29 protein-coding genes are annotated in these 25,101 nt (G+C 27.5%); 1 reads left to right on the top strand and 28 read right to left on the bottom strand.

Going from position 1 to position 25,101, the window contains the following annotated elements:
• Positions 1-22: 22 nt before the first annotated feature.
• The 28 genes from spoIVB to dapF all read right to left on the bottom strand — a co-directional run bounded on the left by spoIVB (position 23) and on the right by dapF (position 23,215).
• On the bottom strand, positions 23-1,132 hold the full coding sequence (spoIVB, locus tag FNZ64_RS11140; protein WP_243129256.1) for a SpoIVB peptidase: 1,110 nt from the start codon (positions 1,130-1,132) through the stop codon (positions 23-25).
• 183 nt (positions 1,133-1,315) lie between these two features.
• A complete protein-coding gene (gene recN / locus FNZ64_RS11135) occupies positions 1,316-3,010 on the bottom strand; it encodes a DNA repair protein RecN (protein WP_142414883.1) in 1,695 nt (564 codons plus the stop codon).
• Positions 3,011-3,043: 33 nt separating this feature from the next.
• Entirely contained in the window at positions 3,044-3,496 is a 453-nt protein-coding gene (locus FNZ64_RS11130) for an arginine repressor (protein ID WP_142414882.1), read from the bottom strand.
• A gap of 35 nt (positions 3,497-3,531) precedes the next feature.
• Positions 3,532-4,353, bottom strand: a complete 822-nt coding sequence (locus tag FNZ64_RS11125; RefSeq protein WP_142414881.1) for an NAD(+)/NADH kinase — start codon at positions 4,351-4,353, stop codon at positions 3,532-3,534.
• A gap of 10 nt (positions 4,354-4,363) precedes the next feature.
• Complete coding sequence (locus FNZ64_RS11120) at positions 4,364-5,176, bottom strand: TlyA family RNA methyltransferase (RefSeq protein WP_142414880.1); 813 nt, start codon at positions 5,174-5,176, stop codon at positions 4,364-4,366.
• Positions 5,177-5,186: 10 nt separating this feature from the next.
• Complete coding sequence (gene dxs, locus FNZ64_RS11115; RefSeq protein WP_142414879.1) at positions 5,187-7,058, bottom strand: 1-deoxy-D-xylulose-5-phosphate synthase; 1,872 nt, start codon at positions 7,056-7,058, stop codon at positions 5,187-5,189.
• A 219-nt stretch (positions 7,059-7,277) separates the two neighbouring features.
• Positions 7,278-8,144: a polyprenyl synthetase family protein gene (locus FNZ64_RS11110; protein WP_142414878.1), complete on the bottom strand. Its 867-nt coding sequence runs from the start codon at positions 8,142-8,144 to the stop codon at positions 7,278-7,280.
• A gap of 19 nt (positions 8,145-8,163) precedes the next feature.
• On the bottom strand, positions 8,164-8,379 hold the full coding sequence (gene xseB / locus FNZ64_RS11105) for an exodeoxyribonuclease VII small subunit (RefSeq protein WP_142414877.1): 216 nt from the start codon (positions 8,377-8,379) through the stop codon (positions 8,164-8,166).
• Complete coding sequence (gene xseA, locus FNZ64_RS11100) at positions 8,380-9,582, bottom strand: exodeoxyribonuclease VII large subunit (protein WP_142414876.1); 1,203 nt, start codon at positions 9,580-9,582, stop codon at positions 8,380-8,382.
• Between the two features lie 3 nt (positions 9,583-9,585).
• On the bottom strand, positions 9,586-10,434 hold the full coding sequence (locus FNZ64_RS11095) for a bifunctional 5,10-methylenetetrahydrofolate dehydrogenase/5,10-methenyltetrahydrofolate cyclohydrolase (protein WP_142414874.1): 849 nt from the start codon (positions 10,432-10,434) through the stop codon (positions 9,586-9,588).
• 65 nt (positions 10,435-10,499) lie between these two features.
• Positions 10,500-10,898, bottom strand: a complete 399-nt coding sequence (gene nusB / locus FNZ64_RS11090; RefSeq protein ID WP_142414873.1) for a transcription antitermination factor NusB — start codon at positions 10,896-10,898, stop codon at positions 10,500-10,502.
• 197 nt (positions 10,899-11,095) lie between these two features.
• The gene (locus tag FNZ64_RS11085) at positions 11,096-11,485 is read right to left on the bottom strand and encodes an Asp23/Gls24 family envelope stress response protein (RefSeq protein ID WP_142414872.1); all 390 of its coding nucleotides are present in this window, start codon (positions 11,483-11,485) and stop codon (positions 11,096-11,098) included.
• An 86-nt stretch (positions 11,486-11,571) separates the two neighbouring features.
• Positions 11,572-12,072: a SpoIIIAH-like family protein gene (locus FNZ64_RS11080; protein ID WP_185903752.1), complete on the bottom strand. Its 501-nt coding sequence runs from the start codon at positions 12,070-12,072 to the stop codon at positions 11,572-11,574.
• A 169-nt stretch (positions 12,073-12,241) separates the two neighbouring features.
• Positions 12,242-12,919, bottom strand: coding sequence for a stage III sporulation protein AG (gene spoIIIAG, locus FNZ64_RS11075; protein WP_243129255.1), 678 nt, complete (start codon positions 12,917-12,919; stop codon positions 12,242-12,244).
• A gap of 12 nt (positions 12,920-12,931) precedes the next feature.
• On the bottom strand, positions 12,932-13,525 hold the full coding sequence (gene spoIIIAF, locus FNZ64_RS11070; RefSeq protein ID WP_142414869.1) for a stage III sporulation protein AF: 594 nt from the start codon (positions 13,523-13,525) through the stop codon (positions 12,932-12,934).
• Positions 13,526-13,538: 13 nt separating this feature from the next.
• The gene (gene spoIIIAE / locus FNZ64_RS11065) at positions 13,539-14,759 is read right to left on the bottom strand and encodes a stage III sporulation protein AE (RefSeq protein ID WP_142414868.1); all 1,221 of its coding nucleotides are present in this window, start codon (positions 14,757-14,759) and stop codon (positions 13,539-13,541) included.
• A 13-nt stretch (positions 14,760-14,772) separates the two neighbouring features.
• Positions 14,773-15,156 carry a stage III sporulation protein AD gene (gene spoIIIAD / locus FNZ64_RS11060; protein WP_142414866.1) on the bottom strand — a complete coding sequence of 128 codons (384 nt, stop codon included), beginning with the start codon at positions 15,154-15,156 and terminating at the stop codon, positions 14,773-14,775.
• A gap of 13 nt (positions 15,157-15,169) precedes the next feature.
• Positions 15,170-15,376, bottom strand: coding sequence for a stage III sporulation protein AC (gene spoIIIAC / locus FNZ64_RS11055; protein ID WP_142414865.1), 207 nt, complete (start codon positions 15,374-15,376; stop codon positions 15,170-15,172).
• Between the two features lie 75 nt (positions 15,377-15,451).
• Complete coding sequence (spoIIIAB, locus tag FNZ64_RS11050; RefSeq protein ID WP_142414864.1) at positions 15,452-15,970, bottom strand: stage III sporulation protein SpoIIIAB; 519 nt, start codon at positions 15,968-15,970, stop codon at positions 15,452-15,454.
• A gap of 94 nt (positions 15,971-16,064) precedes the next feature.
• On the bottom strand, positions 16,065-16,982 hold the full coding sequence (gene spoIIIAA, locus FNZ64_RS11045) for a stage III sporulation protein AA (protein WP_423244948.1): 918 nt from the start codon (positions 16,980-16,982) through the stop codon (positions 16,065-16,067).
• Between the two features lie 194 nt (positions 16,983-17,176).
• Entirely contained in the window at positions 17,177-17,734 is a 558-nt protein-coding gene (gene efp / locus FNZ64_RS11040; protein WP_142414862.1) for an elongation factor P, read from the bottom strand.
• Positions 17,735-18,020: 286 nt separating this feature from the next.
• Entirely contained in the window at positions 18,021-18,461 is a 441-nt protein-coding gene (locus tag FNZ64_RS11035; RefSeq protein WP_142414861.1) for a hypothetical protein, read from the bottom strand.
• Complete coding sequence (locus FNZ64_RS11030) at positions 18,443-18,787, bottom strand: hypothetical protein (RefSeq protein ID WP_243129254.1); 345 nt, start codon at positions 18,785-18,787, stop codon at positions 18,443-18,445. Before FNZ64_RS11030 ends, FNZ64_RS11035 begins: the two co-directional genes overlap by 19 nt.
• Positions 18,788-18,848: 61 nt before the next feature.
• A complete protein-coding gene (locus FNZ64_RS11025) occupies positions 18,849-19,298 on the bottom strand; it encodes a prepilin-type N-terminal cleavage/methylation domain-containing protein (RefSeq protein WP_185903751.1) in 450 nt (149 codons plus the stop codon).
• Complete coding sequence (locus FNZ64_RS11020) at positions 19,279-19,722, bottom strand: type II secretion system protein (RefSeq protein WP_142414858.1); 444 nt, start codon at positions 19,720-19,722, stop codon at positions 19,279-19,281. The genes FNZ64_RS11025 and FNZ64_RS11020 overlap by 20 nt, the downstream gene beginning before the upstream one ends.
• Positions 19,719-20,759 carry a type II secretion system F family protein gene (locus FNZ64_RS11015; RefSeq protein WP_142414857.1) on the bottom strand — a complete coding sequence of 347 codons (1,041 nt, stop codon included), beginning with the start codon at positions 20,757-20,759 and terminating at the stop codon, positions 19,719-19,721. The genes FNZ64_RS11020 and FNZ64_RS11015 overlap by 4 nt, the downstream gene beginning before the upstream one ends.
• Positions 20,760-20,773: 14 nt before the next feature.
• On the bottom strand, positions 20,774-22,219 hold the full coding sequence (locus FNZ64_RS11010) for a GspE/PulE family protein (protein ID WP_142414856.1): 1,446 nt from the start codon (positions 22,217-22,219) through the stop codon (positions 20,774-20,776).
• A 177-nt stretch (positions 22,220-22,396) separates the two neighbouring features.
• Entirely contained in the window at positions 22,397-23,215 is an 819-nt protein-coding gene (dapF, locus tag FNZ64_RS11005) for a diaminopimelate epimerase (protein ID WP_142414905.1), read from the bottom strand.
• Positions 23,216-23,355: 140 nt separating this feature from the next.
• Between dapF and FNZ64_RS11000 the strand changes: the two genes are divergently transcribed.
• Positions 23,356-25,071: an Rqc2 family fibronectin-binding protein gene (locus tag FNZ64_RS11000; protein WP_142414855.1), complete on the top strand. Its 1,716-nt coding sequence runs from the start codon at positions 23,356-23,358 to the stop codon at positions 25,069-25,071.
• Positions 25,072-25,101: the final 30 nt, after the last annotated feature.

Genomic DNA, 25,101 nt, shown 5'->3' with positions numbered 1-25,101 from the left:
TACTATGTTTTAAGCTTTTTTTCTAGTTATTTTGGACTTTTTCGCATTCTTGTAGCATCCATTCAATGTAAATCCCATATCCAGTGTTTGGTTTGTTTACTAAAACATGCGTAACTGCTCCTACTATTTTATTGTTTTGTATTATAGGACTTCCACTCATCCCTTGAACTATGCCTCCAGTTTTTTCAAGTAACCTCTCATCTGTTATTTTTATTAACATACTTTTAGAATTCTGCTCATTTTGGGGCAGAAGTTTTTGTATTTCTATATCGTATAATTTAGGTGTAGAACCTTCTATAGTAGTATAAATTTGTGCCTTCCCTTCTTTTATATCTTCTCTAGTTCCAATTTCTATAGGATGTTTAAATTGACCTCTTGATAAATGTTTATCCTTTTCGTAAGTTCCAAATATTCCACAGATAGTATTTTTTTCAACAGTTCCTAATATGGATTTCTCATTAGAAAAAATTCCTTTTAATTCACCTGGATTACCTTCTACTCCTTTTTTAACTGACACTATCTCTGATTTAACTATTTCTCCTTTTGAGATGCTCATTATACTACCTGTATCGACATCTGCAATTCCATGACCTAATGCTCCATACATACCTGTGCTTTCATCATAAAAGGTTAATGTTCCTATACCTGAAGTTGAATCTCTTACCCAAAGTCCTATTTTATATTTATCATCTTCATTACTTTTAATTGGATTTACTTTTTTATTTATTTTTTTCCCTTTATGCTCTATTTCTATTAATACTTCCTCTCCTTTTAAATTGTTTATGATATAACTAAGTTCTTCTCCACTATTAATTTCTACACCTTTTATCTTTAAAATAGTATCTCCTACAGTAATTCCTGCTTTTGTAGCTGGACTAGTTTTTAACCCATCTTTAGTATCTATATCCGATAGACCAACAACTAAAACTCCTTTTGTATTTATTTGTATTCCTAAAGGTTCTCCACCGACATATACTTTTTTATTGTTCATTACTTTAGCATTAACTGATTTACTATTAAAACTTTGAGGTATCTTTTTCTCTGATTTATTAACTAAACAAATGTTAAAAAGTATTGTAATTATTATTATTAATCTAAGAAAAGTTCTACTTCTATTACTATAATTATTCAACTTTTTATACCTCCATTTCTATTCGTTTAGTTTTAAATTTCCCCATATACTTATTCATTATTCTATAGTTTATCTTCAATTTAAGTTAAAAAATATTTCAAAATTATATTTTAATTTATCTATTGAAATTTAAACTAAAAAAACTATGTTTACACTTTAAAAGCATAAACATAGTTTTTTATATTAAGATATTTCTTTTTTGTCTTCTCTTGCAATTTTTAAAATTTCTTCTGCATGCTCTAAAGAAAGTTCTGTAGTTTTAAGTCCTCCTAACATTTTAGCTATAAATTCTATCTTTTCTTTTTCTGTAGCTAATTTAATTTTACTAAAGGTCTTATTTCCTATAACTTCTTTTGAAACAAGATAACAATTATCAGACATTGCCGCAATTTGTGGATGATGAGTAATGCAAAAAACTTGTTTTGTTTTTGAAATTAAAAACATTTTGTGCCCAACTCTTTGTGCTATTCTTCCACTTATTCCTGTATCTATTTCATCAAAAACTACAGCATCTATATTATCTTTATTTATGAATACACTCTTTAAGGAAAGCATTATTCTAGATAATTCTCCACCAGATGCAATCTCATTAATTGGATTTAAAGGTTCACCTGGATTTGTAGAAATTAAAAATTCAATTAAATCCTTACCATTTTCATTATAATTTTTATCTTCTTCTATGGAAACTTTAAATTTAACCTTATCAAGCCCAACATAGTTAAATTCTACTTTAATTGCATCTTCCAATTCTTTTGAAATCTGTTCTCTTATATTATGTAATTTCTTACTTATTAATTCTAATTCATTATATAAAGTTTCTTTTTCTTTTAATAACTGATTTATAGAATCTTCTCTACTTTTTAGAGAGTTAAATTCAATTTCAATTTTTTCTTTATATTTTAAAATATCCTCTACTGTATTACCATATTTTTTCTTTAAGCCTTCTATAAAATATAATCTTTCATTTATGTAATCTAACTCATCCTTATCAAAATTTGTTCTTCCTTGTATACTAGTAATTTCATGAACATTTTGTTCTATAATATAGTATATTTCCTCAAAGGAATCAGCAATCTTTTTAATATCCTTTTGATGTTCTTCTATATTTCTTAAGTTTCTAATAACATAGTTTATACTATCATATACTGCTCTGTATTGTTCTGTACTATTATATAACATGTTATAACATAAATTTAAATTATTTTGAATTTTTTCTGAATTACTTAATAAACTATGTCTCTCTAATAATTGGTCGTCTTCTCCAAATTTTAAATCTGCTTTAGTAATATCTTCTAATTGAAACTTTAAAAATTCAGCTTTTCTAAGATCTTCTTGTTCTCTAGCTTCTAATATTTGTAAGTCTTTTTCTATTTCTTTTACTTTATTATATTTAATCTTATATTCTTTTAGAGTTTCTTCAATTTGATTATATCCATAATAATCAATATATTGTATATGTTTATTTGTGCTTAGAAGACTCTGATTTTCATGTTGTCCATGAATATCCATCAAGCTTTTACTAATTTCTTTTAATTTGCTTATTATAACCGATTTACCGTTTACTTTAGCAATAGATTTTCCCTGTTTATGTGTTTCTCTACTTATGATAACAATATCTTCAAATTCTATATCTAATTCCTTTAAAATTCTTTTTGTATCGTAATTTTCTATAGTAAATATGGCCTCAACAAAAGTCTTTGTTTCCCCCGTTCTAATAAAATTTTTATTAAACTTTTCTCCTAAGACAAAGTTAATAGCATCTATTATTATACTTTTACCAGAGCCAGTTTCTCCAAGTAGTACATTGAAGCCTTTATCAAATCTTATGTTCAATTTTTCCATTAATGCAAAATTTTCAATATTTAATTCAAGGAGCATTTTATCCCACTCTTTCTTAAGCTAAAATTACTATTAATGATTAATTATTTTAAATAAAGATTGTAGTACTTCTTCAGCCTTTATCTCCTGCCTAAACAAAATGAAAATAGTATTATCCCCTGCTATAGTTCCTGCAATTCCTTCAAATTCAAGGGTATCTATAGCTTCTGCTGCTCCAGATGCAGCACCAGATATAGTTTTAATTACAAGAATTTTATCTACTTTCTCAACATTAATAAGGGTGTTTTCCAAAATCCTCATCATTCTGTCTGATTCTAAATTTTCTTTTCTAGTTATAGCTGAGTATTTATATCTTTTATTATCTGATAGAACTTTTGTAAGTCTTAAATCTTTAATATCTCTTGATAAGGTTGATTGCTTTACAGCTATGCCTCTCTTTTCAAGCTCTTCTGCCAAATCCTCTTGTGTTTCAATATCTGTAGAATTAATTATTTCTAATATTAAAGACTGTCTTTTACTTTTCATTAAACCACCTTCTATCATAATATTTTGTTTATTTTTTATTTGTTTATTATTTTATTTCTTAGAACGCTAAAATAATCATAATTTTTAGTTCTAATTAATTTACACTCCTGCTGTGCAGATTTAACTGTTATATAATCATAATCGCTCATTGATTTAGAGCTTTGTCCGTCTATAGTTAAAAATATTTTATCAGATGAAAGTTCTGGCTTTATTTGTATTTCAGAATTAGAATCTATAACAAGTGTTCTCATCCCTAGTATATGAGGGCATATCGGAGTTATAGATATAACTTTTAAAGTAGGATAAATTATAGGTCCACCTGCAGACATAGAATAGGCTGTTGAACCTGTTGGTGTAGATATTATTATGCCATCAGCCTTAAATGATGTAAAAAGAAATCCATCTATATAAATATTAAATTTAACTATCCTAGATAAAGTTCCCTTTGATATTACTATATCATTTAATGCTCTAAACTTTGTATTCTCATCTTTATTAATCTTACAATCTAAAAGCAATCTATTCTCTATAGTATAGTTACCATTTAAAATATCTTTAAACTCTTCTTCAAAATTATTTAATTCTGAACTAGTTAAAAATCCTAAATTTCCAATATTAACTCCTAATATTGGAATAGGATGGCCTTCAATTAATCTAACTGTGTTTAAAATAGTTCCATCTCCACCTAGACTTATAATCATATCTAGATCTTTTAGAACTTCATGGTTTAATTCAATCTCATCTAAAACAGTTATGATGCTATTATCTATTTCTTTTAAAATTATATCTTTTATTAAATTTAAAATTTCTGTGCTTTTATCCTTCGTTCTATTAATATTTATTCCTATCCTTTTCATAGGTTTCCTCCTACTTTAAAGTGTTGAATGCATAGCTTATAGTCTTCTCAATGTCATCTATGAAAATTTTATCACTTTTATTTAAATCCATACTCATATAAATTAAATACTCTATATTACCATTGGGACCTGTTATTGGGGAGTAGTCAAAGCCTAATATTTTGAGATTTAAAGATTGAAAATAATAAACTAAATCTAAAACCACTTGTTTATGTATATTTTTATCCTTAACTACTCCTTTTTTATTTAAAAACTTTTTCCCAGCTTCAAATTGAGGTTTTATAAGGGCTATAATTTCCCCATGTTCTCCTAAAATCTCTAATACATTTTTCATTATTTTTTTTAATGATATAAAAGAAACGTCAATAGATACAAACTCTATCTCTTCTCCAAAATAATTTTCTTTTAATTCTTTAACATTTGTTTCTTCATATGATACTACCTTTTCATCTTGTCTTAAACTTTCATGTAATTGATCTCTTCCTACATCCACGGCAAAGACCTTACTTGCGCCATTTAATAACATGCAATGGGTGAAACCACCAGTAGATGCTCCTATATCAGCTGTTACTTTATGCCTTAAATCTATATTAAACTTAGATATAGCTTTTTCTAATTTTAGTCCACCCCTACTTACATATTTTAAATGCTCTCCTTTGAACTGTATATCACTTTCGGGTGAAATCTTTCTACCACACTTTTTTTCAACATTGCCATCTACATATATTCTTCCTTCTAATATATTTTCCCTTGCTCTTTCTCTTGATTTAAATATGCCTTTTTCTATTAGTAAAATGTCTAATCTTTGTTTATTATCTTCCATGTGAATTCACCTATTTATTATATTCTTCATAAATTCTTTTTGTTATACTCTCTGCATCTAACCCATATAGTTCATATAACAAATTAGCATCTCCATGTGGTATAAATTCATCTTTAAATCCAAGATTAATTACCCTACCCTTGTAACACTTTTCACCTAGGTAGTTATTTATAGCAACACCTAAACCTCCATGTATAACATTATCCTCCATGGTGAAAATCAATTTAAATCTTTTTAACATAGAATCTAACATAATTTTATCTATTGGTTTTATAAAGGCTGCATTAATAACCTCGGATTTTATCCCCATAGATTCTAACTTTTCTCTAACAATTACTGCATGCTCAACCATTTTACCCGTAGCTATTATACCAACATTTCCATAACCACATACACTCTCCCAAACTCCCTTTTCATAAGTTTTTAAAGGAGAAAATTTAACGTTTTTACTATCCCCACCTCTTGGATATCTTATGGCAACAGGTCCATTATTTTGTGAAATAGCCCAACTTAACATATATTTTAGTTCTGATGTGCATTTAGGACTCATTATAGTCATATTAGGTATTAAAGATAAATATGAAATATCAAAGACACCCTGATGGGTTTCTCCATCTTGCCCTACTATACCAGATCTATCTATAGCAAAAATCACTGGTAAGTTTTGAATACATACATCATGGACTACTTGATCAAAAGCCCTTTGTAAGAATGTAGAATAAACTGCAAATACGGGCTTTAAACCGTTAGAAGCCATACCTGCGGCTAAAGTTACAGCATGTTGTTCTGCAATACCAACATCAAAGAATCTATCTTTATATAATTTACTAAAGTCACAGAGTCCAGTACCATCTGGCATAGCTGCTGTAATAGCAACAAGTTCTTTATTAGTCTTTGCAAGCTCAATCATAGCATCTCCAAAAGCCTTAGAATAAGATATAGCACTTGAAGATCCAGTTTTTCCATTAGAATAGTTAAATGGTCCTATACCATGAAACTTATTAGGATTTTGTTCTGCATATTTATATCCCTTACCTTTTTTTGTGATTACATGGATTATAACCGGTTCATCCATTTGCTTTGCCTGGGACAATACATGTGTAAGATCTTTTATGTTATGTCCATCTATAGGCCCAAAATACTTAATACCTATCTCTTCAAAAAACATTCCTGGAACAACTATTTGTTTTACTCCATCTTTTATTTTTTGAATTGATGATGCCATGTCCTTTCCTACCGCAGGAATTTTTCTTAAAGTTGCATTTACATCACTTTTAATTTTATTATAAGTAGGGTTAGTTCTTAACTTACTTAAATAAGTAGACATACCGCCTACATTTTCTGCAATAGACATTTGATTATCATTTAAAATTATAATCATTTTAGTTTTACTATAACCAAGATCATTTAAAGCTTCAAGTGCCATTCCTCCAGTTAATGCACCATCTCCTATTACAGAAACAACATCATATTTTTCACCCTTTAAATCTCTAGCTCTTGCAATACCAAGTCCAGCTGAGATCGATGTTGAACTATGACCAGTTTCAAAATAATCATATTCACTTTCATTTCTTTTAGGAAACCCACTAATTCCCCCATACTCCCTTAAGTTATCAAATTTATCCTTTCTTCCAGTTAAAATTTTATGAATATAAGATTGATGTCCTACATCCCATATAATTTTATCTTCTTTAAAATTAAAGACTTTGTAAAGACTTAGTGTTAACTCTACAACTCCTAAATTTGATGCAAGGTGCCCCCCAGTTTTAGATACTTTATCTATTAAAAATTCCCTAATCTCTTGTGAAAAAAGTTCTAAATCTTTCATAGACATATTATTTATTTCATCTATATTTGAATAATTATTTAATTTATTAGTCATTTTCATCTTTCCTTTTTTAAAAATTGGATATACTGTGCTAAATTAGAAATAAAACAAAAGCTACTAACAATAATTAATTGTTTAGTAGCGAATTAGATACTGAGATATTATACTACTTTATTCGTAATTATATCATAAAAATTATTTTTGTTCAAAAGTAGAAATATATTTTAATAATATACTTATAATGATATAGTAACTTATAATAATTTAGTTATTTTAAACATCTCTTTTTAATAAAAATTCTGTAAGGTTTTTAAGATCTTTAGTATCTCTATCCAATCTATCTAAAACAGAAAAACATTCTTCTGTAATTTCTCTTGCTAATGATTTACACTTACGCATACCGTAAATACTTATAAAATTAGTCTTATGTCTAGTAATATCCATATTAATATTTTTTCCTAGCTTTTCTGTGTCTCCTTCAACATCTAATATATCATCAATTATTTGAAAAACCAGGCCTAACTTCTCTCCATAGATATTTAAAAGCTCTAGATCATTTTTACTTGCACCACCCAAAATAGCACCTACTAATACAGATGCTTTTATTAGCTCTCCTGTTTTTTTTCTATGCATATAATATAGTTCTTCTTTTTCAATTTCTCTATTTTCACTTAAAATATCTACCACCTGGCCACCAATCATACCTTCTACTGAAGAAGCTTCTGAAATTATCCTAATTACTTGTAATTTTAAACCTTCTTCTATATTACAAGATAGCATAAGATTAAAAGCTTCATTCAGTAGTCCATCTCCTGCAAGTACAGCTATAGCTTCATTGTACTTTTTATGATTTGTAGGTTTTCCTCTTCTAAGATCATCATTGTCCATACAAGGCAAATCATCATGTACTAGGGAATACGTATGTATCATCTCTATGGATGCTGCCATAGGGATGATATTTTCGTAGTCATCTTTATAAAGTCCATATGTAAGTAGAGCTAACACTGGTCTTATTCTCTTTCCACCTACATTCAAGCTATAAGCCATAGACTCATATATTAATTTATTATAGGATCCTTTATCTTCAAAATGTCTCTGTAAAAAATCATCAATTTTCTTCTTTAAAAACTCGTAACTCATTAGATTACCTCTTTAAATTTTATTCTTGTAGAAAGTTCTCCTCAACACCATCTTTTAATATGCTTACTTTACCTTCCATCTCATTTAAAGTCTTAAATAAGTTTTGAGATAATTTTATTCCCTCTTCATAACTCTTTATTCTATCCTCAAGATTTAAATCTTCATTTTCCATTTTTAAAACTATATTCTCAAGGTTTTTAAGCATGGTTTCATAAGACTGTTTTTTTGTAGCCATTTATTCTTCCACCACCTGTATTTTAAGTTTAACATTGCCATCCCTTAAAGTTACAAGAATTTCACTTTGACTTTTAAGGTCTTGTATAGTATTAATTACATTCCCACTTTCATTTTGTAAAATTGAATATCCCTTATTTAAAACTCCAAAAGGATTGTGTGCATTTAAAAGAGCTTGGTTTTTAATCACTTTTTCTTTTTGAAGTTTTAAGGTGATATCAATATTATTATTAATTTTATGAAGTAGGGAATCAACATAGTCATACTGGTTTACTATATAAGATTTAGGACTCTGTAATTTTAGCTTATGTAATATTAAACTTATTTTTTCTCTTTCTTCACGTAAATTACTTAAAACATTTCTATTTAATATTTCACTAAAATTCTCAATCCTATCCCTTAAATCCAAATATGAAGGTACTGCAATTTCAGCTGCTGCTGAAGGTGTGGGTGCTCTCATATCACTTACGAAGTCTGCAATTGTAAAGTCTGTTTCATGCCCCACAGCAGAAATTACAGGCTTTTTAGAATTATATATTGCATATGCAAGCTCTTCATTATTAAAAGCCCATAATTCTTCAATAGAACCTCCACCACGACCTATTATTATTAAATCTACTTCATCTAAGGTATTTAGATGGTTTATACCCTTAATTAAATCCTTCGGTGCCAAGTCTCCTTGAACTAAGGAAGGATATATTAAAAGGTTTATCTTAGGATTTCTTCTTTTAGCAACATTAATAATATCCCTTACAGCTGCACCTGTTGGTGAGGTTATTACCCCTATACATTTAGGGTATAGAGGTAATTCTCTTTTATGTTCTTCTTCAAAAAATCCTTCTGATTTTAACTTTTCTTTTAAAAGATTAAACTCATAGTATAATTCTCCTACACCTTCAAGTTCAATCTCTCTTGCATATATTTGATATGTTCCTTCTTTTTCATATACAGATACTCTACCTTTTACAACTACTTTATCTCCTTCTTTAGGAATAAACTTTAATCCTTCTGCATATTCTCTAAACATAACTCCATTTAATTTAGAATTAGAGTCTTTAATTGAAAAGTATATATGACCACTGCTATGCACCTTGCAGTTAGAAAGTTCACCTTTTACGTATATATTGTTTAAAATTACATCATTATCAAAGGATTTTTTAATATAATTATTTAAGTTAGAAACAGTTAAAACTTTCATTAACATCTTCTATTTATCAAACCTTTCTGCTGCTTCCACAGTATTTTGTATTAACATCATGGTAGTTACAGAGCCTACACCACCTGGAACGGGTGTTACATATGATGCTTTATCTATAACATCATCAAAATCTACATCACCCTTCATTTTTCCATCTACATTAGAGGTTCCTACATCTATTACAATAGCCCCTTCTTTTACATAGTCTTTTGTAATAAGTCCTGGAACTCCAACACACGCTATTAGTATATCAGCTTCTTTTGTAACTTCACTTAGATTTTCCGTTTTAGAATGGCAAATAGTAACAGTAGCATTTTCCTGCAAAAATAACATGGCAGCAGGCTTTCCTACTATATTACTTCTACCTACAATTACGGTCCTCTTACCCTTAATATCTACTCCTGTAGATTTTACTATTTGAAGTGCAGATCTTGGAGTACATGGTATGAAACATTCTTCTCCTTTGAAAAGTTTTCCTATATTTATATCTGTTAGTCCATCCACATCCTTATTAGGATCTATGCAGGATGTTATTTTCCTTTGATCTAATCCTTTTGGAAGTGGTAATTGAAGAATTATACCATGAACTTCTTTATTTTCATTTAAATCATTTATTACTTTTAATAATTTTTCCTCTGTAGTATTTTCTTCTAAATGGATAAGATTATATTTAACCCCAACCTTATCGCACATTTTTTTCTGATAGTTAACATAAAAAAGGGAACCTCCATCATTACCTAGAAGCACTGCTGTTAAACAAGGAATATTTTTTCCTTCTTTTTTTCTTTTGTCTACTAAGGCTTTAAGGTTATTAGTATAAAGCTCATTTAATTCCTTTCCTTTTAAAACAATACCCATTTGAATCTCCCCTTAATCATATTTTTATAAAATTTTATAAAAAATAAACAGAGTTAACGATTTAATTATAAAAACTTAGCTAAAACTCCATTTATAAACTTATGTGCTTTATTATCAGAGTATTTCTTACCAAGTTCTACAGCTTCATTTATAGCTACCTTTTTAGGTACGTCTTCAACATAAAACATTTCATAAACACTTAGTCTAAGTATACATAAGTTAACCTTAGATATTCTATTTAGTTTCCAGTCAACTAAATTTTCTTCTATCTTTTTATCTAATTCTTCTATGTTGTTTGTAACACCCATAACTATTTTATCTATATAATTATAATCAACATTTTCTAAATCTTTTTCCTCTATTATTTCACTTAAATTCATTTTTAAATTCTCATAAGTATCTTTATTTATAATCATTTGGTATAAAATTTTCATAGCAATTTCTCTTGATATTTTTCTATTCATAATTCTATTTCCTCCTAAGTTACCTTAATAAAATCCTTAAATATAATAACATAATATTAGTATATTAACTAGAAAAATATTATGCAATACCACTTAATATGTTTATATTATACTATAAAAAAGTAAATTATGTACACATAAAGATTAATCTGCATAAACTATAACACCTCCCTATTTTTAGGAAGGTGTTATAAAAATTACTCTTCTGATACTATTTCTTCTTCTTTTTTAGGAAGTTCTACATTTTGAACAAATATATTAACCTCTTTAACTTCCAATCCTGTCATAGATTCTACTGCTTCCTTTACATTTAACTGAACTTTTCTTGCAACTTCGTGTATCTTTATACCATATTCAACTACTACAAATAAATCTATAGAAGAATTATCCTCTGCTAAGTTCACTCTTACGCCTTTTGAAAAATTCTTTTTTCCACTTAGGATTTCTGTAAAACCTCCTACAATGCCAGAGCTCATTGCTACTATTCCTTTTACTTCTGCTGCAGCTAAACCTGCTATTACTCCGACAACTTCATCAGAAATTTTAACTATTCCTTTTTCTCCATCATTATAAATATTTTCTGACATTTCTGTACCCCCTTGAGTATACTTAGGTAACTATGTTTTATGTTAATTATATCAAATGTAATTATCTTTTACAATTGATTTCAATCTTATTTTTTTACTGTGATTTCCACATCCTTTATTTTTGTACTACTTAGGACTTCATCTTTTATTAGTTTTATTTGCTCTTCACTTAGATCCTTACTTGATTTTACAAAGACTTTTACTTTATTGCCATCTATAAAGCAAATTATATCATCAAAACCTTTTCCCTTTAATTTTGATTCAAGATCTACTTCTCTCTCTGAAGTTAAAGCTAAAGTTCTATATTGTTCTGATGCCTTTTCTCTTTCCTCTTTTGGAGCATTTTCGTCATCAATTAAATTTTGTAAGTTTTGGTATGCTGTGGTTTTATTCCTATCTCTCGTTAACTTTTGTTCTACAAAGAATCCCCCATTAGAATTCTTTTCTTTTTTCATTGTAACAGCATTCTTTTCGTCTAAGGATGCATTTGCATCATAAACTGGACTATTTAACTTAATTCCAAGATAACCTGTGAATGCTATTAACACAAGTAGTCCTAATATGATTACAGATTGTTTTTTATTCATTTTTATTCCCCCCATATATTAACTTTCTAAAATATTTATATGCAATTTTTTTATACTATATGACTTAACATATACATTAAGTAAAGAAAAAAACAGATTGTTCATGATATTTTTTCATAAGGTACTGAATCTTTCATACTAGAGCAATAAGGACTCTTTAAGTATCATACTATTTTTTCATAGGGTATACCTGTACTTTAGTATCTGGCAAATTAAATAGCTTTACTACTGCCTGTACAATTCTAAGTTCTGTCACCTTATCATCGGCCCCTTCAGCTACTACGCAAACTCCTGTAATCTTAGGATTTTTCTTTTTTGTTATTAAAGGTTTTGTACTATCTCCATCATTAAAAGTAACTATGGTTTTTCCATCATTATTTTGATCAATTTTCCTTTTTCCACCGCTAGTATCTGTCTCTTCTGTTTTGCTTAAAGAATTATTTATGTTAGTAGCTGGAATATACTCCTCACCACCTTCAAAATATATTAGAGTATCTACATTTCCAACTCCATCTATAAGAGCTAAAATGTTCTTTAGTTTATCATTTAAATCATTACTATACTCTTTTAAGTCCACTTCACTTTTATAGTTTCCACCATTCTTACCTATAGGCTTATCCTTAGATAGTTTCTCAATCTCCTGAGCCTCCTCTGTTGATAACGTATTTTTGCTTTGCTTTGAAAATAAACTTCCTGCAGTAACTAAGAAAATTCCTAATAATATAAGTATCAATAAGTTTATTGGATTTTTCTTGTTTTTTTCTTTTCTTTTGTTCTCTTCTTCCTTTTCTTTATCATTAAGAATATTTTTAAATGCCTTCTTAATATTATTAATCATTTCTTCCATTGAGCACCCCTCCTATTTATCTAAGTTATAAACTAATATTTTTTCTCTTTTTATCCCAAATTCTTTTTCAATTACGTTTTTAATCATATTTATTCTTTCATCTGAGGAATCACCCCTTTGCTTTTCAACTTCCTTATCTTTACCTATGTTTACTGGTTTTATCTTGCTTATACTGCCTTCTGAAAACCCTACCCTAATTTCATTGATTTCTATTTTCCGCTGCTTTTCATTAAAATCTGCATCTATTTCTACCTTGAATTTTTCTTTTTTTAAACTTTTGTTTAAACTCTCCTTACATTCTAGGGCAAGTTTTTCTTTAAAACCTTCTACAGTTCTTTCTATGTTTTTTTTCTTATATTTATTCATATCTTTTTCATAAGCTTGTGCTTCAAAATACTTATCAGCTTTTTTACTAACTTCACTAGGATTAAATCCTTTAGTCATAATCTTTAATATAGGAGTTAACATAGCTAAAACTATTAAAAGACTCAGTACATACTTTGCATATTTTTTTATAGAATTATCTGGTAGTATCATTTCAACAGCAGTAATAAAGATCATTATGGTACACAAATTAATTATCCAACTTTTAATCATTTCCATCATTTTTAATACTCCCCTAAACTGATATAATACTGCTTCCTGTGGCTGTTATTATAGCAATCATTATGAAACACATCACAGAAACGCATATAACACTAGACATTATAAGAATTAGAGAGTCACCCGCTGATGTTATGCAATTTACAATCTTTTTATCACTTATTGGTTGAATTAAAGCACCTGTTAATTTATAAATCATAGCCATTATAAATAGCTTTACAATAGGTGTTAACATTATTAGTACTAGTATAATTAATCCTAAAGTTCCCACTGCATTTTTTATAAGCAAGGAATATCCAGCCACTGTAGATATTGCATCTGAAAGTGATTTCCCAACTACAGGTATTACAGTATCTACAGTAAATTTAGCTGTCTTTAGGGTTACTTCATCCATAGCCTTACTGGTAATACTTCTTATGGTTAAAAAAGCCACAAATACAGTCATAACTATGCCTTGAATCCATATAACTGAGTTTTTTATAAAACTGCTTAGATTGCTTATTTTGTAGTCATCAGAAATATTGTTTACAAAGTTTAGTACAAAACTCATTATTATAAGTGGAATTATTATTTTTGAAATTACTGTTACACCAATATTCAATATGGCTATTATTATAGGATCAAAAAAAGCTGCTTGAGTAATTCCACCTACACTAGCAAGAAGAGTCATAAGTACTGGTATTAGAGCATACATAAAGTTATTTATTCCCTCTATGGTAGACTTAGCTACGTCTATGCCTATATAAAAGCTTTTAGCTATTATTATTACCATAGTAGAAAGACAAGCAAAATAAGCTACAGAAGAAATACTGTTATTAGAAAAGGCATCTTCTAAGTTTTTAAGCAGAGAACATACTATACAGATTACAATCAATATGCTCATTAACTTAAATGTTGAATTTAGTTCTTTAAATAAGACTCTTTTAAAGCTTTGAACTATTTTATGCCTATCTAATTTCCCATTTCCTGCTTCCTTCATGTTTTCCACAAATTCTTTAGGTTTAATATCTTTTAAAATTTCATAATCACTCTTCATATTTAAAATATAGTCGTAAAGATTATTGACTTCTTTTACTTCATCTTCATACATCTTTTCTAATTCTTTAGTTGTTCCAATATATGAATCCTCAATATTACTATTAATATCTTCTCCATAAACTGTTATGGGTATGACTAAACTAAAAATTATAAAAGACAAAATAAATAAGTATCCCTTTTTTTTAAGTTTGTTTATCATATTTTTACCCTCTTTATAAAATTTTTATTATGGAATCTAAAACTGCCATTAATATAGGAATGCTTAGGGAGAGAATTAATATTTTCCCTGCCAGTTCTACCTTATTTCCTATACTTGAGACTCCCGCATCTTTACAAATTTCAGAGCAAAAAGAAGTTATATATGCAATACCTAAAACTTTAAATATTATGTTTAAATAATATACGTCTATGTTTGCTTTATTACTGAGTGTTTGAATAAAGTTAACTATTATGCTTATTTTAGGAAGTATTAATAAAAAAATAAGTATACCTGCAGCTAAGCTTATTTCTGTTGCTATATCATCCCTTCTATTTTTAAAAAGTAAAACTATAAATAGGGAAGTAAATCCAAAAGCTACTATTTTAAATATATCCATATTGCTTCACCCTTTAAAAAGTAAATAGTGTTTTTACAGTATTAAAAAGATGGTTTATTAAATTGATTACCATTAACAATATTATGGCAATACCAGCTAAGTTAGTAAGTACAGCATAATCATCTTTTCCTGCCTGTTTTAAAACCTTATCAATTACTACCACAAGAATACCTACTCCAGCTATTTTAAATATTAAAGAAACATCAACTGCCCCTATCATGGTTGTAACCCCCTTTATCATCTTTTATTGTTCTTATTTATAGATATACAATATTAAAGTAAAATATGATATTTTTTACAATAATAAAATACAAATTATGGCTCCTAAAGATATTCCTAAGGTTCTTATTAATTTTCCTTCAGTTTTTTCCTTCTTTGCCGCCTCTTCTATTTGATCATTTATATTTTTCATAGAAAGCTTAAATATATTTTTATGAGCTTGTACATCCCATTGCCCAAGACTTTTACACAATTGAAGCAATATATTTTTATCTTTTTTATTTAAATCCAAATTATCTTCTTCATGCTTTAAAGCTTCATCTATAGCTTCGAAAACATCTCCATACATGTTACTGATTAAATTCTTATGAGCTTTTCTAAAAACTAAACATAAATTACTCTCTATTTCATTACTTATTTTTAAAAATGCTTCTGGTACTTCTGTATATGTGTATGTAATTTCATTTTCTAGTATCATTACGGCCTTTTCTAAGTCACGAAGCTCATTAACTCTTTTACTTAATATGCTTGCATATCTAAACCCGTATATGGTGCATCCCATAAATACCATAAAACATCCTATTAGTTTAATCATGTTTTCACCTCAATCTAAAAATATATAAGATTTAAACTCTATATATTTTTATATAATCTGTAGTCCCCATATATTTTTATATAGTTAATACCCTTTAAATATCTATATATGATTTTTCTATAAAATCATATATATACTCTATATTCCCTCTACCTATTTTATTATTAAGAACTATAGCCCTTTCAAAAACTTTATTATCTAATACCTCCTTAAAAACTGGACGCTTGTACAAATCCTCAATGCCTCTTCCATGTATAGTGGATATTATTCCTACACCACAATTTAAAGCTACAATTATGCTCTCTATATCTTCGTAGGTTCCAATTTCATCACATATAACTACTTCAGGAGACATGCTTCTAATTGCCATCATAATACCATAACTTTTAGGGCAACTATCTAAAACATCAGTTCTAAGACCTACTTTCATCTGTGGAACTCCCCTATAACATGCTGCAATCTCACTTCTCTCATCTACTATGCAAACCTTTGCCCCTTTAAATGCCATACTTGGTATCCCATCAGAAATGTTTTTCCCCATATCTCTAATAAGAGTTGTCTTACCACATTTAGGTGGAGAAATTATTATAGTATTAAGAATCCTATTATCCCTTAAAATATGCTTTAAAATTTCCTTAGAACATCCTTCTATATCCTTAGATATTCTAATATTAATTGATCCTATGTCTTTCATAGTTTTTATTTTATTATTCTCAATAACACAAGCACCACAAATTCCTACTCTGTGTCCTCCCTCTATGGTTATATAACCTTGTTTTAATTCCTCCTCAAAAGCATAAATTGAATAATTACTTATTTTTTTTAATAAATAAGCTAGGTCTTCTCTTTTAACTATATAATCACTAATTACCTCCTCCATGTTTTTTATATAAATTAATTGTTTACTTGCCCTAATTCTTATTTCCTGAATAGAATTTAAGTTTTCATCCTTTTCTAAGGCTTTTCTAATATCTAAAGGTAAAATACTTAATATCCTTCTAATGTCACTCACTATTCTCATCCTTTCTTAAAAACTCTTCTTACTAAAAATATTATTTAACTTGGAAGACTTTTATTACAAAAATAGAGAAATTATATAAACTATATTTTTATAGCTTATATAATTTCTCTATATGGAGGTAAAATAAAAAGGGCTATCCCTCTTCTAAATATAGAAGTTTCGGGATTAGCCCATTAATATTAAAATTAAACTCTTTCCATGTAATCTCCAGTTCTAGTATCCACTCTTATAATGTCTGATTCATTTACAAACAATGGAACTTGAACTACTGCACCAGTTTCTAGTTTTGCTGGTTTCATAGCATTACTTGCAGTATTACCTTTTACACCAGGTTCACATTCAACTATTTGAAGCTCAACAAAATTAGGTGCTTCCACAGAGAAAGCCTCTGCTTTAAAGAATTTTATTATGGCAAACATATTTTCTTTTAAGTATTTTATAGCACCTTCAACCTTGTCATAGTTTAACGGAATTTGCTCATAAGTTTCTTGATCCATGAAGTAATATAATTCTCCATCATTATATAAGTACTGCATTTCCTTTCTTTCAACTACAGCTTCTTGAAGCTTAGCTGTTGGGTTATACGTCTTTTCAATTACAGTTCCTGTTATAACATTTTTAAGTTTAGTTCTAACAAAAGCAGCTCCCTTTCCTGGTTTAACATGAAGGAATTCTACAACTGTAAAAACTTGTCCATCCTCTTCAAAAGTTGTTCCTTTTCTTAAATCTCCTGCTGATATCATTAAATATCCCTCCAAAATGAGTTTTTCTTCTTATAAAATTACCAATTTTGGTCTTAAAATTCACATTTTAAATTTTACTACATAAACGTAATAAATACAAATAATTTATTAGTTAAAACTAAATTATTTGATATTTATCCATTTTTTAAACTCAACCAAAGATATTTTATCAAAATTCAGTCCTATTTGCAAATTTTCTTTTTAAATTATTAAATTTTTACGGTTTTAATTAACTGTTACATTTAATTAAATTATAAGTATACTAGTATTATTAACATTTGTAGACTTAATATTCCTTCTTAATTAAAATAAAATCATTATTTTTAGTTTCTACTTTAAAATCTTCAGAAATCATGAATTTAGTATGATCTTCGTAATTAATTCTTATAAAACCTTTTTTTAATGTTATACTATCTGCTCCCTCTTTAAATAATATCTTCTCCTTATCCTCACTATTTAAAAACTTTTGCAAGTTTTCCTCTTCTATCTCTTTAACATTTAAATGAAGAATAGTATATAACTGATTTTTTAAATGTTCCTTTTTATCTAAGTCAAAATTCTCATTTTTTAAGATCTTTACATAGTTTAAAGAATGTAAATAACTTTCATACTGAAGGCTCAATACATATACGCTTAATAAAAGTACTATAGATGAAATAATTAATGTATATACTGAAATCGCCCCTTTACTTTTTCTTTTATTATTGATTATAGAACTCTTATACATCTATTATACTCACTGCCTCCTTCAAGTTTTAATGTTATTTGTAGGTTATCTCCTTTTCTAATAACTAAAAAATCTGAAACTTTTTTTAAAATTACATTGACCCCTTTATCATTTTGCAAGTTTTCTGTTATTATAACCAAAGAATCTTCCTGCCTTTTTATTATCTTTCTATTAAATTCACTACCACTTATAATTATAGTATTTCCTTGTACAACTAAGCTTTCCATTCTTATATCTAATTCCTTCTTAATAAAATCTATAGCTTCTTTAGTACTAATCTCTTCTTTATGGTTTCTAGTAAATTTAATATAGTCCTTATTTTCCATAATAAAAAACATCCCTAAATAAGTCAGTAGAATTAATAATAGAGATATACTTACCAAGAGTTCAATTAGAGTCGTTCCTTTTTTCATTTAATTTTCCTTTCATAAATTCTTCACAAATACTTTTGTTTTTGCCATAAAAGTATTTGCACTTAACATACATCTCTCCAGCTTTTGAATATACTTCTATACTCATAAAAGGAGAATTTTGTGGCTTATTATAATCTAAAACCCCTAATTCTTTATTAAATACATTCTCTGAGTTTAAATTTTCAGTAGAAATATAATATATATTTCCTTCTAAAGAATTTATATATCCATAAGAATAATTATTTAAAATTATATTTCTTAATGCTTCAGTGCTAAGTAAGAATGAATTATAGTTTTTTTCTTTTTCTCTTAGTTTGATGCTTAATATTTTTATATTAAAGGCAGAAAATATAATTATAAAAAACATGGCTATGCTAACAACTACTTCTATTAAGGTAAAACCTCTATTCTTTAACTTTTCCATAATCTGTATAAACATTAAATGTTATTTCTCTACACTCTCCTTTTTTATTCATTACCCTAACAGTAAAACCCTGATTAATAGAACCTGAATTTTTAATACGTATCTCTAAATGTTCTTCGTAATACTTATCCTTTAAAGTTATTTCCTTGGGGTAATTTATCTTCCTATACGATTTATCATTGAAATATAGACAAAGTGCATTTTCTGAAGGAAACTTTTTTATAATTCCACTTTTATCCTCTATCTTACATATTGACTTTGAATTATTGATAAAGTCCAAAGTAAGCTGAGCATAATGATCTAATTGTTTTTTTTCTTTAAATTTTGTATAAGCCTTAACTGAGGGAAAGGATATTCCAATTAATATAGTCATTATACTTAATACCACAATCAGTTCTATTAGAGTAAAAGCTTTTTTTCTCATTGAATTTTACCCATCATATCTATTACAGGAATTACAGAGCTATAAATTATATTAAAAATCATAAAACCTAAAGTAATTATCATTATAGGTTGGATACATTTTAAAATTATATTTATATCGCTTTTAAATTCTTCTTCTTTTAATTTAGCTATAGTTTTAAAACTCTCCTCCAATTCCCCACTCTCCTCACCAGTAATTATAAATCCCAGATCCTCTTCAGAAAAAAGCTTTGTATTGTCTAAAGCCTTAAATAAGCTAGATCCTTTTTTTATTTCCTCTACAGCTATACTTAATTTTTGCTCTATAAAATAATTTTTTTCAGCAGATATTAGTATATTTAATCCTTCTGTTAAATTTATCCCATTAGAAATTATCACATAAATAGAATTGAAAAAATTTATATTAAAGCTTTTTAAATATAAACTTTTAATAATAGGTGTTTTATTTAAAATTATATACAAGAATTTTTTGTTATTATTAATAAAATAAATTATAACTATTATTAAAGAAAAAAAACCAAAAGCAATATAGTGACCATAATTTCTTAATATTTTATTTATACTCATCATTTTATTTATGCTTGAATTAGCCCCATTACTTATGCTCTCCATTAATCCAGAGATCTCAGGTATAAAGTATAAGATTATTACTAAAAACAAGCTAATACTAAGAATAAGTATGCTTATAGGATAAGCTATGTTGTCCATAAGTTCTTTTTTGCTTTTTCTTCTCCAACTATAATACTTCCAAAGTTCTTTAAAACTATTTTCTAATCTTCCTGTCTCTTCTCCTACTCTTATTATATTGAGCATATAGTTTGGAATTTTATTAGTAGTAGAAAAGCTTGCATAAATACTCTTCCCCTTATTTATCTCTTTTAACATGTTCTTAACTACAGATTTAATGTTAATTGAAAAACCCCTTTTTTCTTTAATAATCCTTAAGCTTTTCTCAAAAGAGTATCCTGATCTAGAATAAAAATATAAAGTTCTATTTAAAGTTTCTAATTCTTTATATGAAAGTTCTCTTCTAAACATATTGCACTCCTTTTCTATAAAATTACCTTGTATACCTCTTCAACCGTAGTAACTCCTTCTTTAAGTAAGGTAATCGCGTTTTCTTTCAAAGTTACTAAGTTGTTTTTAATACAAAATTCTCTAAATCCTGAAAGATCATTGTTTTTACTTATATAATTTTTATGCTCTTCTTTTAATTGCAAAATCTCATAGGTAACTGTCCTACCTTTATAGCCTGTATTATTGCAATGAGAGCAGCCATTTCCTTTAAAAATACTATCTCCATTTTTTAATCCTAATTCCGCATAGGAATCATCCTTTAATATATATTCTTCTTTGCAAAGAGGGCATATTTTCCTAACCAATCTTTGAGATAATACAATAGATACAGTATCTAATATTATATACGGAGGAATATTCATATCCAAAAGTCTAGTTATAACACTAGTGGAATCAAAGGTGTGTACAGTAGAAAGAACTAAATGACCAGTGACAGCTGCTCTTAAAGCTATCTGCGCTGTCTCCTCATCTCTTATTTCCCCAACCATAATCACATCAGGATCTTGTCTTAGCATACTTTTTAAAGCAGTTGAAAAACTTAAACCAGCTTTAGGGTTTAGCGCTACTTGAGTTATATTTTGTAATTCATATTCTACTGGATCTTCTATAGTTATTATGTTTTTTTCATTTTTGTTCATAGAATTTAATAAAGCTTTTAAAGTAGTGCTTTTTCCACTACCAGTTGGTCCAGAAATTAAAAATATGCCATTATTAATATTTAATATTTGCTTTAAATCCTCTACATTATTATAAAAACCTAACTCTTCAAGTTTAACTTCTTCTTTGGGGTTTAAAAGCCTTAGAACGAGCTTTTCACCATATATACTAGGTATTGTAGAAGTTCTGCATTTGTATTGAATACCATTAAAATAATATGCCATATTGCCATCTTGAGGTATAAGTTTTTTTGATATATCCATATTTGATTTAACTTTTATTATAGAAAGTAGTTCTAGATAATTGTTAGTTCCTATTTTTAAATCTTCTAATAAGACACCATCAATCCTAAATCTCACTTTAGCAAATTCCTTAGAAGGCTCCAAATGAATATCACTAGCTCTCTTTATAATTGCCCTATTTAAAATCTCCTCCAATAGAACATTGCTTTCTTTAAATTTACATACTTCCTTTTTCTCTAGAATTTTTAATTCTTCTTCTACTTCTTTAAATTTAGCTTTAAAAACACCTAATGTAACATAGAAAGGTATAAGTTTTACATTATATAACCTCTTGTATTTAATGGTTATTTCGCTTTTAATAAACTTATAAGTAGCTACATATAGTTTATTTTTTTCTTTTTTTATAGGAAGTATTTCATCCTCTATTAAATCATTTATTTTAAACTCTCTTATGAAATCTACATTTAGGTTTAAATCTTCTGTAAGTCCTTTTACTGGATTTATTTTATTATTTATAACCATTAAAATATTTTCTTTAGAAAGACCTTTTTTCTTCTCATTTTCTTTATTAATTTCTTGTGGGAAAATTTCAATCCCCTCCTATAACATAATAACTTATCTCCAATTATATCCATCAATTCTATAGTTATACATAAAATAAAAACAACTTACAAAAATATTTGTAGGTTGTTTTTATTTCTATATATTTATTTCTCCTTCAAATACTATGTTAGCTTTTCCCCTCATAAAAGCTTGACCTTCTTTTAAGCTTATAAATAATTCCCCACCTGGCACTTGAACTTTTATAGAATCATTTATTAAGCCAAGTCTATTACCTACTACTACAGAGGCACAACTACCCGTCCCACAAGCTAGGGTAGCTCCAGCTCCTCTTTCCCAGGTTTTAACTCTTATATTGTTTTCATCTATCTTTTCACAAAAGTTAACATTAGTTCCCTTATAAAATAATTTATGTTTTTCTATTTTAGCTCCTTCCTCTACGGACACACTATTAAGATCAGTATATACTACTGTATGTGGGACTCCCATATGAAGGGAAGAAATTCTATATTCTTTATCTTCAATCTTCAAAACCCTATCTAATATTTCTTCCTCTGTATCTGCTGGTACTTCTTTAGGATCAAATTCCCATTTCCCCATATTAATTTCAACCTCTGAGACTAAATCATTTTCTATAAATAACTTTGCTGTCTTTATTCCATCATCAGTTTCTATATCCATTGGATTTTTTCTAACTATATTTTTATCCCACACGTATTTTGCGAAACATCTAATTCCATTTCCACACATACTAGCATGAGATCCGTCTGCATTATAAATTACCATTTTTATATCAGAGACTTTACTTTTTCTTATGAAAATAACGCCATCCCCACCTATACCAAAGTTCCTATGACAAAGCTTTTTAGTTAATTCTGACTCATTATTAAATTCCATGTCTTTGTCATATATCATAATAAAATCGTTGCCTAGACCTTCCATCTTAGTAAAAGTGATTTTTCTCACGTTCTTGCCCCCTTCAATTGATGATTTTTCTATATTATAGTATAATCTTTATTATTACAATATAATTATAATGTAATTTTTAAAAATAATCGAGTAAGTTTTTAACTTACAATTTTAGAAAGGGTGATTATATGCCTTTAGATGGAATTTATTTAAATAGTATTAAAACTGAGCTTAATGATCTTATGATAAATTGTAAAATTGACAAAATAAATCAACCAGAAAAAGATGAGATTTACTTAACTTTCAATAAAAATAGAAAAAATCATAAACTACTTATAAGTGCTAATCCTACTTATCCAAGAATACATATAACTGCAAATTCAAAAGAAAACCCCCTATCGCCACCAATGTTTTGTATGGTTCTTAGAAAATACTTAACTAGCAGTAGGGTAATATCTATAGAGCAGTTAGGACTTGATAGGATTTTAAAGATAGACTTTGAAAGTACAGATGAGCTAGGATTTAACAGTATATATTCTTTAATTGTAGAAATAATGGGAAGGCACAGTAATATAACCTTGGTTAGAGAAAGAGATAATATAATCATGGACAGTATAAAACATATAACTCCTGAGGTTAACTCCTATAGAAGTTTATACACTGGACTTAAGTATATTTATCCCCCTAAAAGCACTAAACTAAATTTATTAAATTTAAATTATGAAAGTTTTAGGGAATCCATTAAAAATAAAGAATTTAATGAAAACTTCTTTTCTTCAGTACTAGAAGGTGTAAGTAAAAACTTTTCTAAGAGTCTTTATTTAGGCTTTAATATGGATTTCGAAGAAGTGACTATAGATAATATATTTAAATTTCTAAATAAAATTAAACATTCTTTAGAAAACAATGACTTCAGTTTTATTGCATATCATAGTAATGGAAATTTAAAAGATTTTCACTGCTTTAATTTATCTCAATTATCTTCTTTAGATAATAAAAAATTTGATTCTTCCTCTAACTTATTAGATTATTTTTATTTTGAAAAAGACAAACAAAATAGATTAAACTCTAAAAGTTCTGACTTGCAAAGACTAGTATTAACTAATATAGAGAGATGTAAAAAGAAAATAGATATTCTAAATAAAACTTTAGAGGAATGTGAAGAAAAGGATGATTTAAGGTTAAGAGGTGAACTACTTACCTCAAATATATATAGTATTAAAAAAGGTATGAAAAGTATAAAAGTGGAAAATTATTATAGTGAAACCTTAGATTCAATAGAAATTCACTTAGATCCAAACTATACTCCTTCTGAAAACGTTCAATGGTATTATAAAAGGTATAATAAATTAAAGAAATCTGAAGAAATGGCTTGGGTGCATATTGAATCCACAGAAGAAGAAATTAAATACCTGAATTCTGTGTTAAATAATATATATAATATAGAAAATGCTGATGAAATCTTAGAAATCAAAAATGAGCTTGTAGAATCTGGATATATTAAATTTTCTAAAAAAAATAATAAAAAACAGAAAAAATCTAAGCCTTATCATTTTATATCCAGTGATGGAACTGATATTTATGTAGGGAAAAACAATATTGAAAATGACTACTTAACTTTAAAATTTGCTCATAAAAATGATATTTGGCTTCATACTAAAAATATTCCTGGTTCCCATGTAATTATAAAAAATTCAGGAGATATTAGCGAAAAAACCTTAGAAGAAGCTGGAAATTTAGCCGCTTACTATAGCAAAGGTAGGGAATCTACAAAAGTAGAAGTAGATTATACTGAAATCAAAAATGTAAAAAAACCTAATGGTGCAAAGCCTGGTATGGTAATTTATTATACAAATAAGACTTTGATTATAGATCCAGTAAAACCAGATTTAAAAAGGATTTAACATATACGTAGTAAAGTAAAAAGCACTGCT

Origin of the sequence: Hathewaya massiliensis (genome assembly GCF_902143515.1) — a bacterium.
GTDB classification, from domain to species: domain Bacteria; phylum Bacillota; class Clostridia; order Clostridiales; family Clostridiaceae; genus Hathewaya; species Hathewaya massiliensis.
Note: the sequence above shows the minus strand (reverse complement) of the source record. Positions and strands in the feature narration are given on the sequence as shown.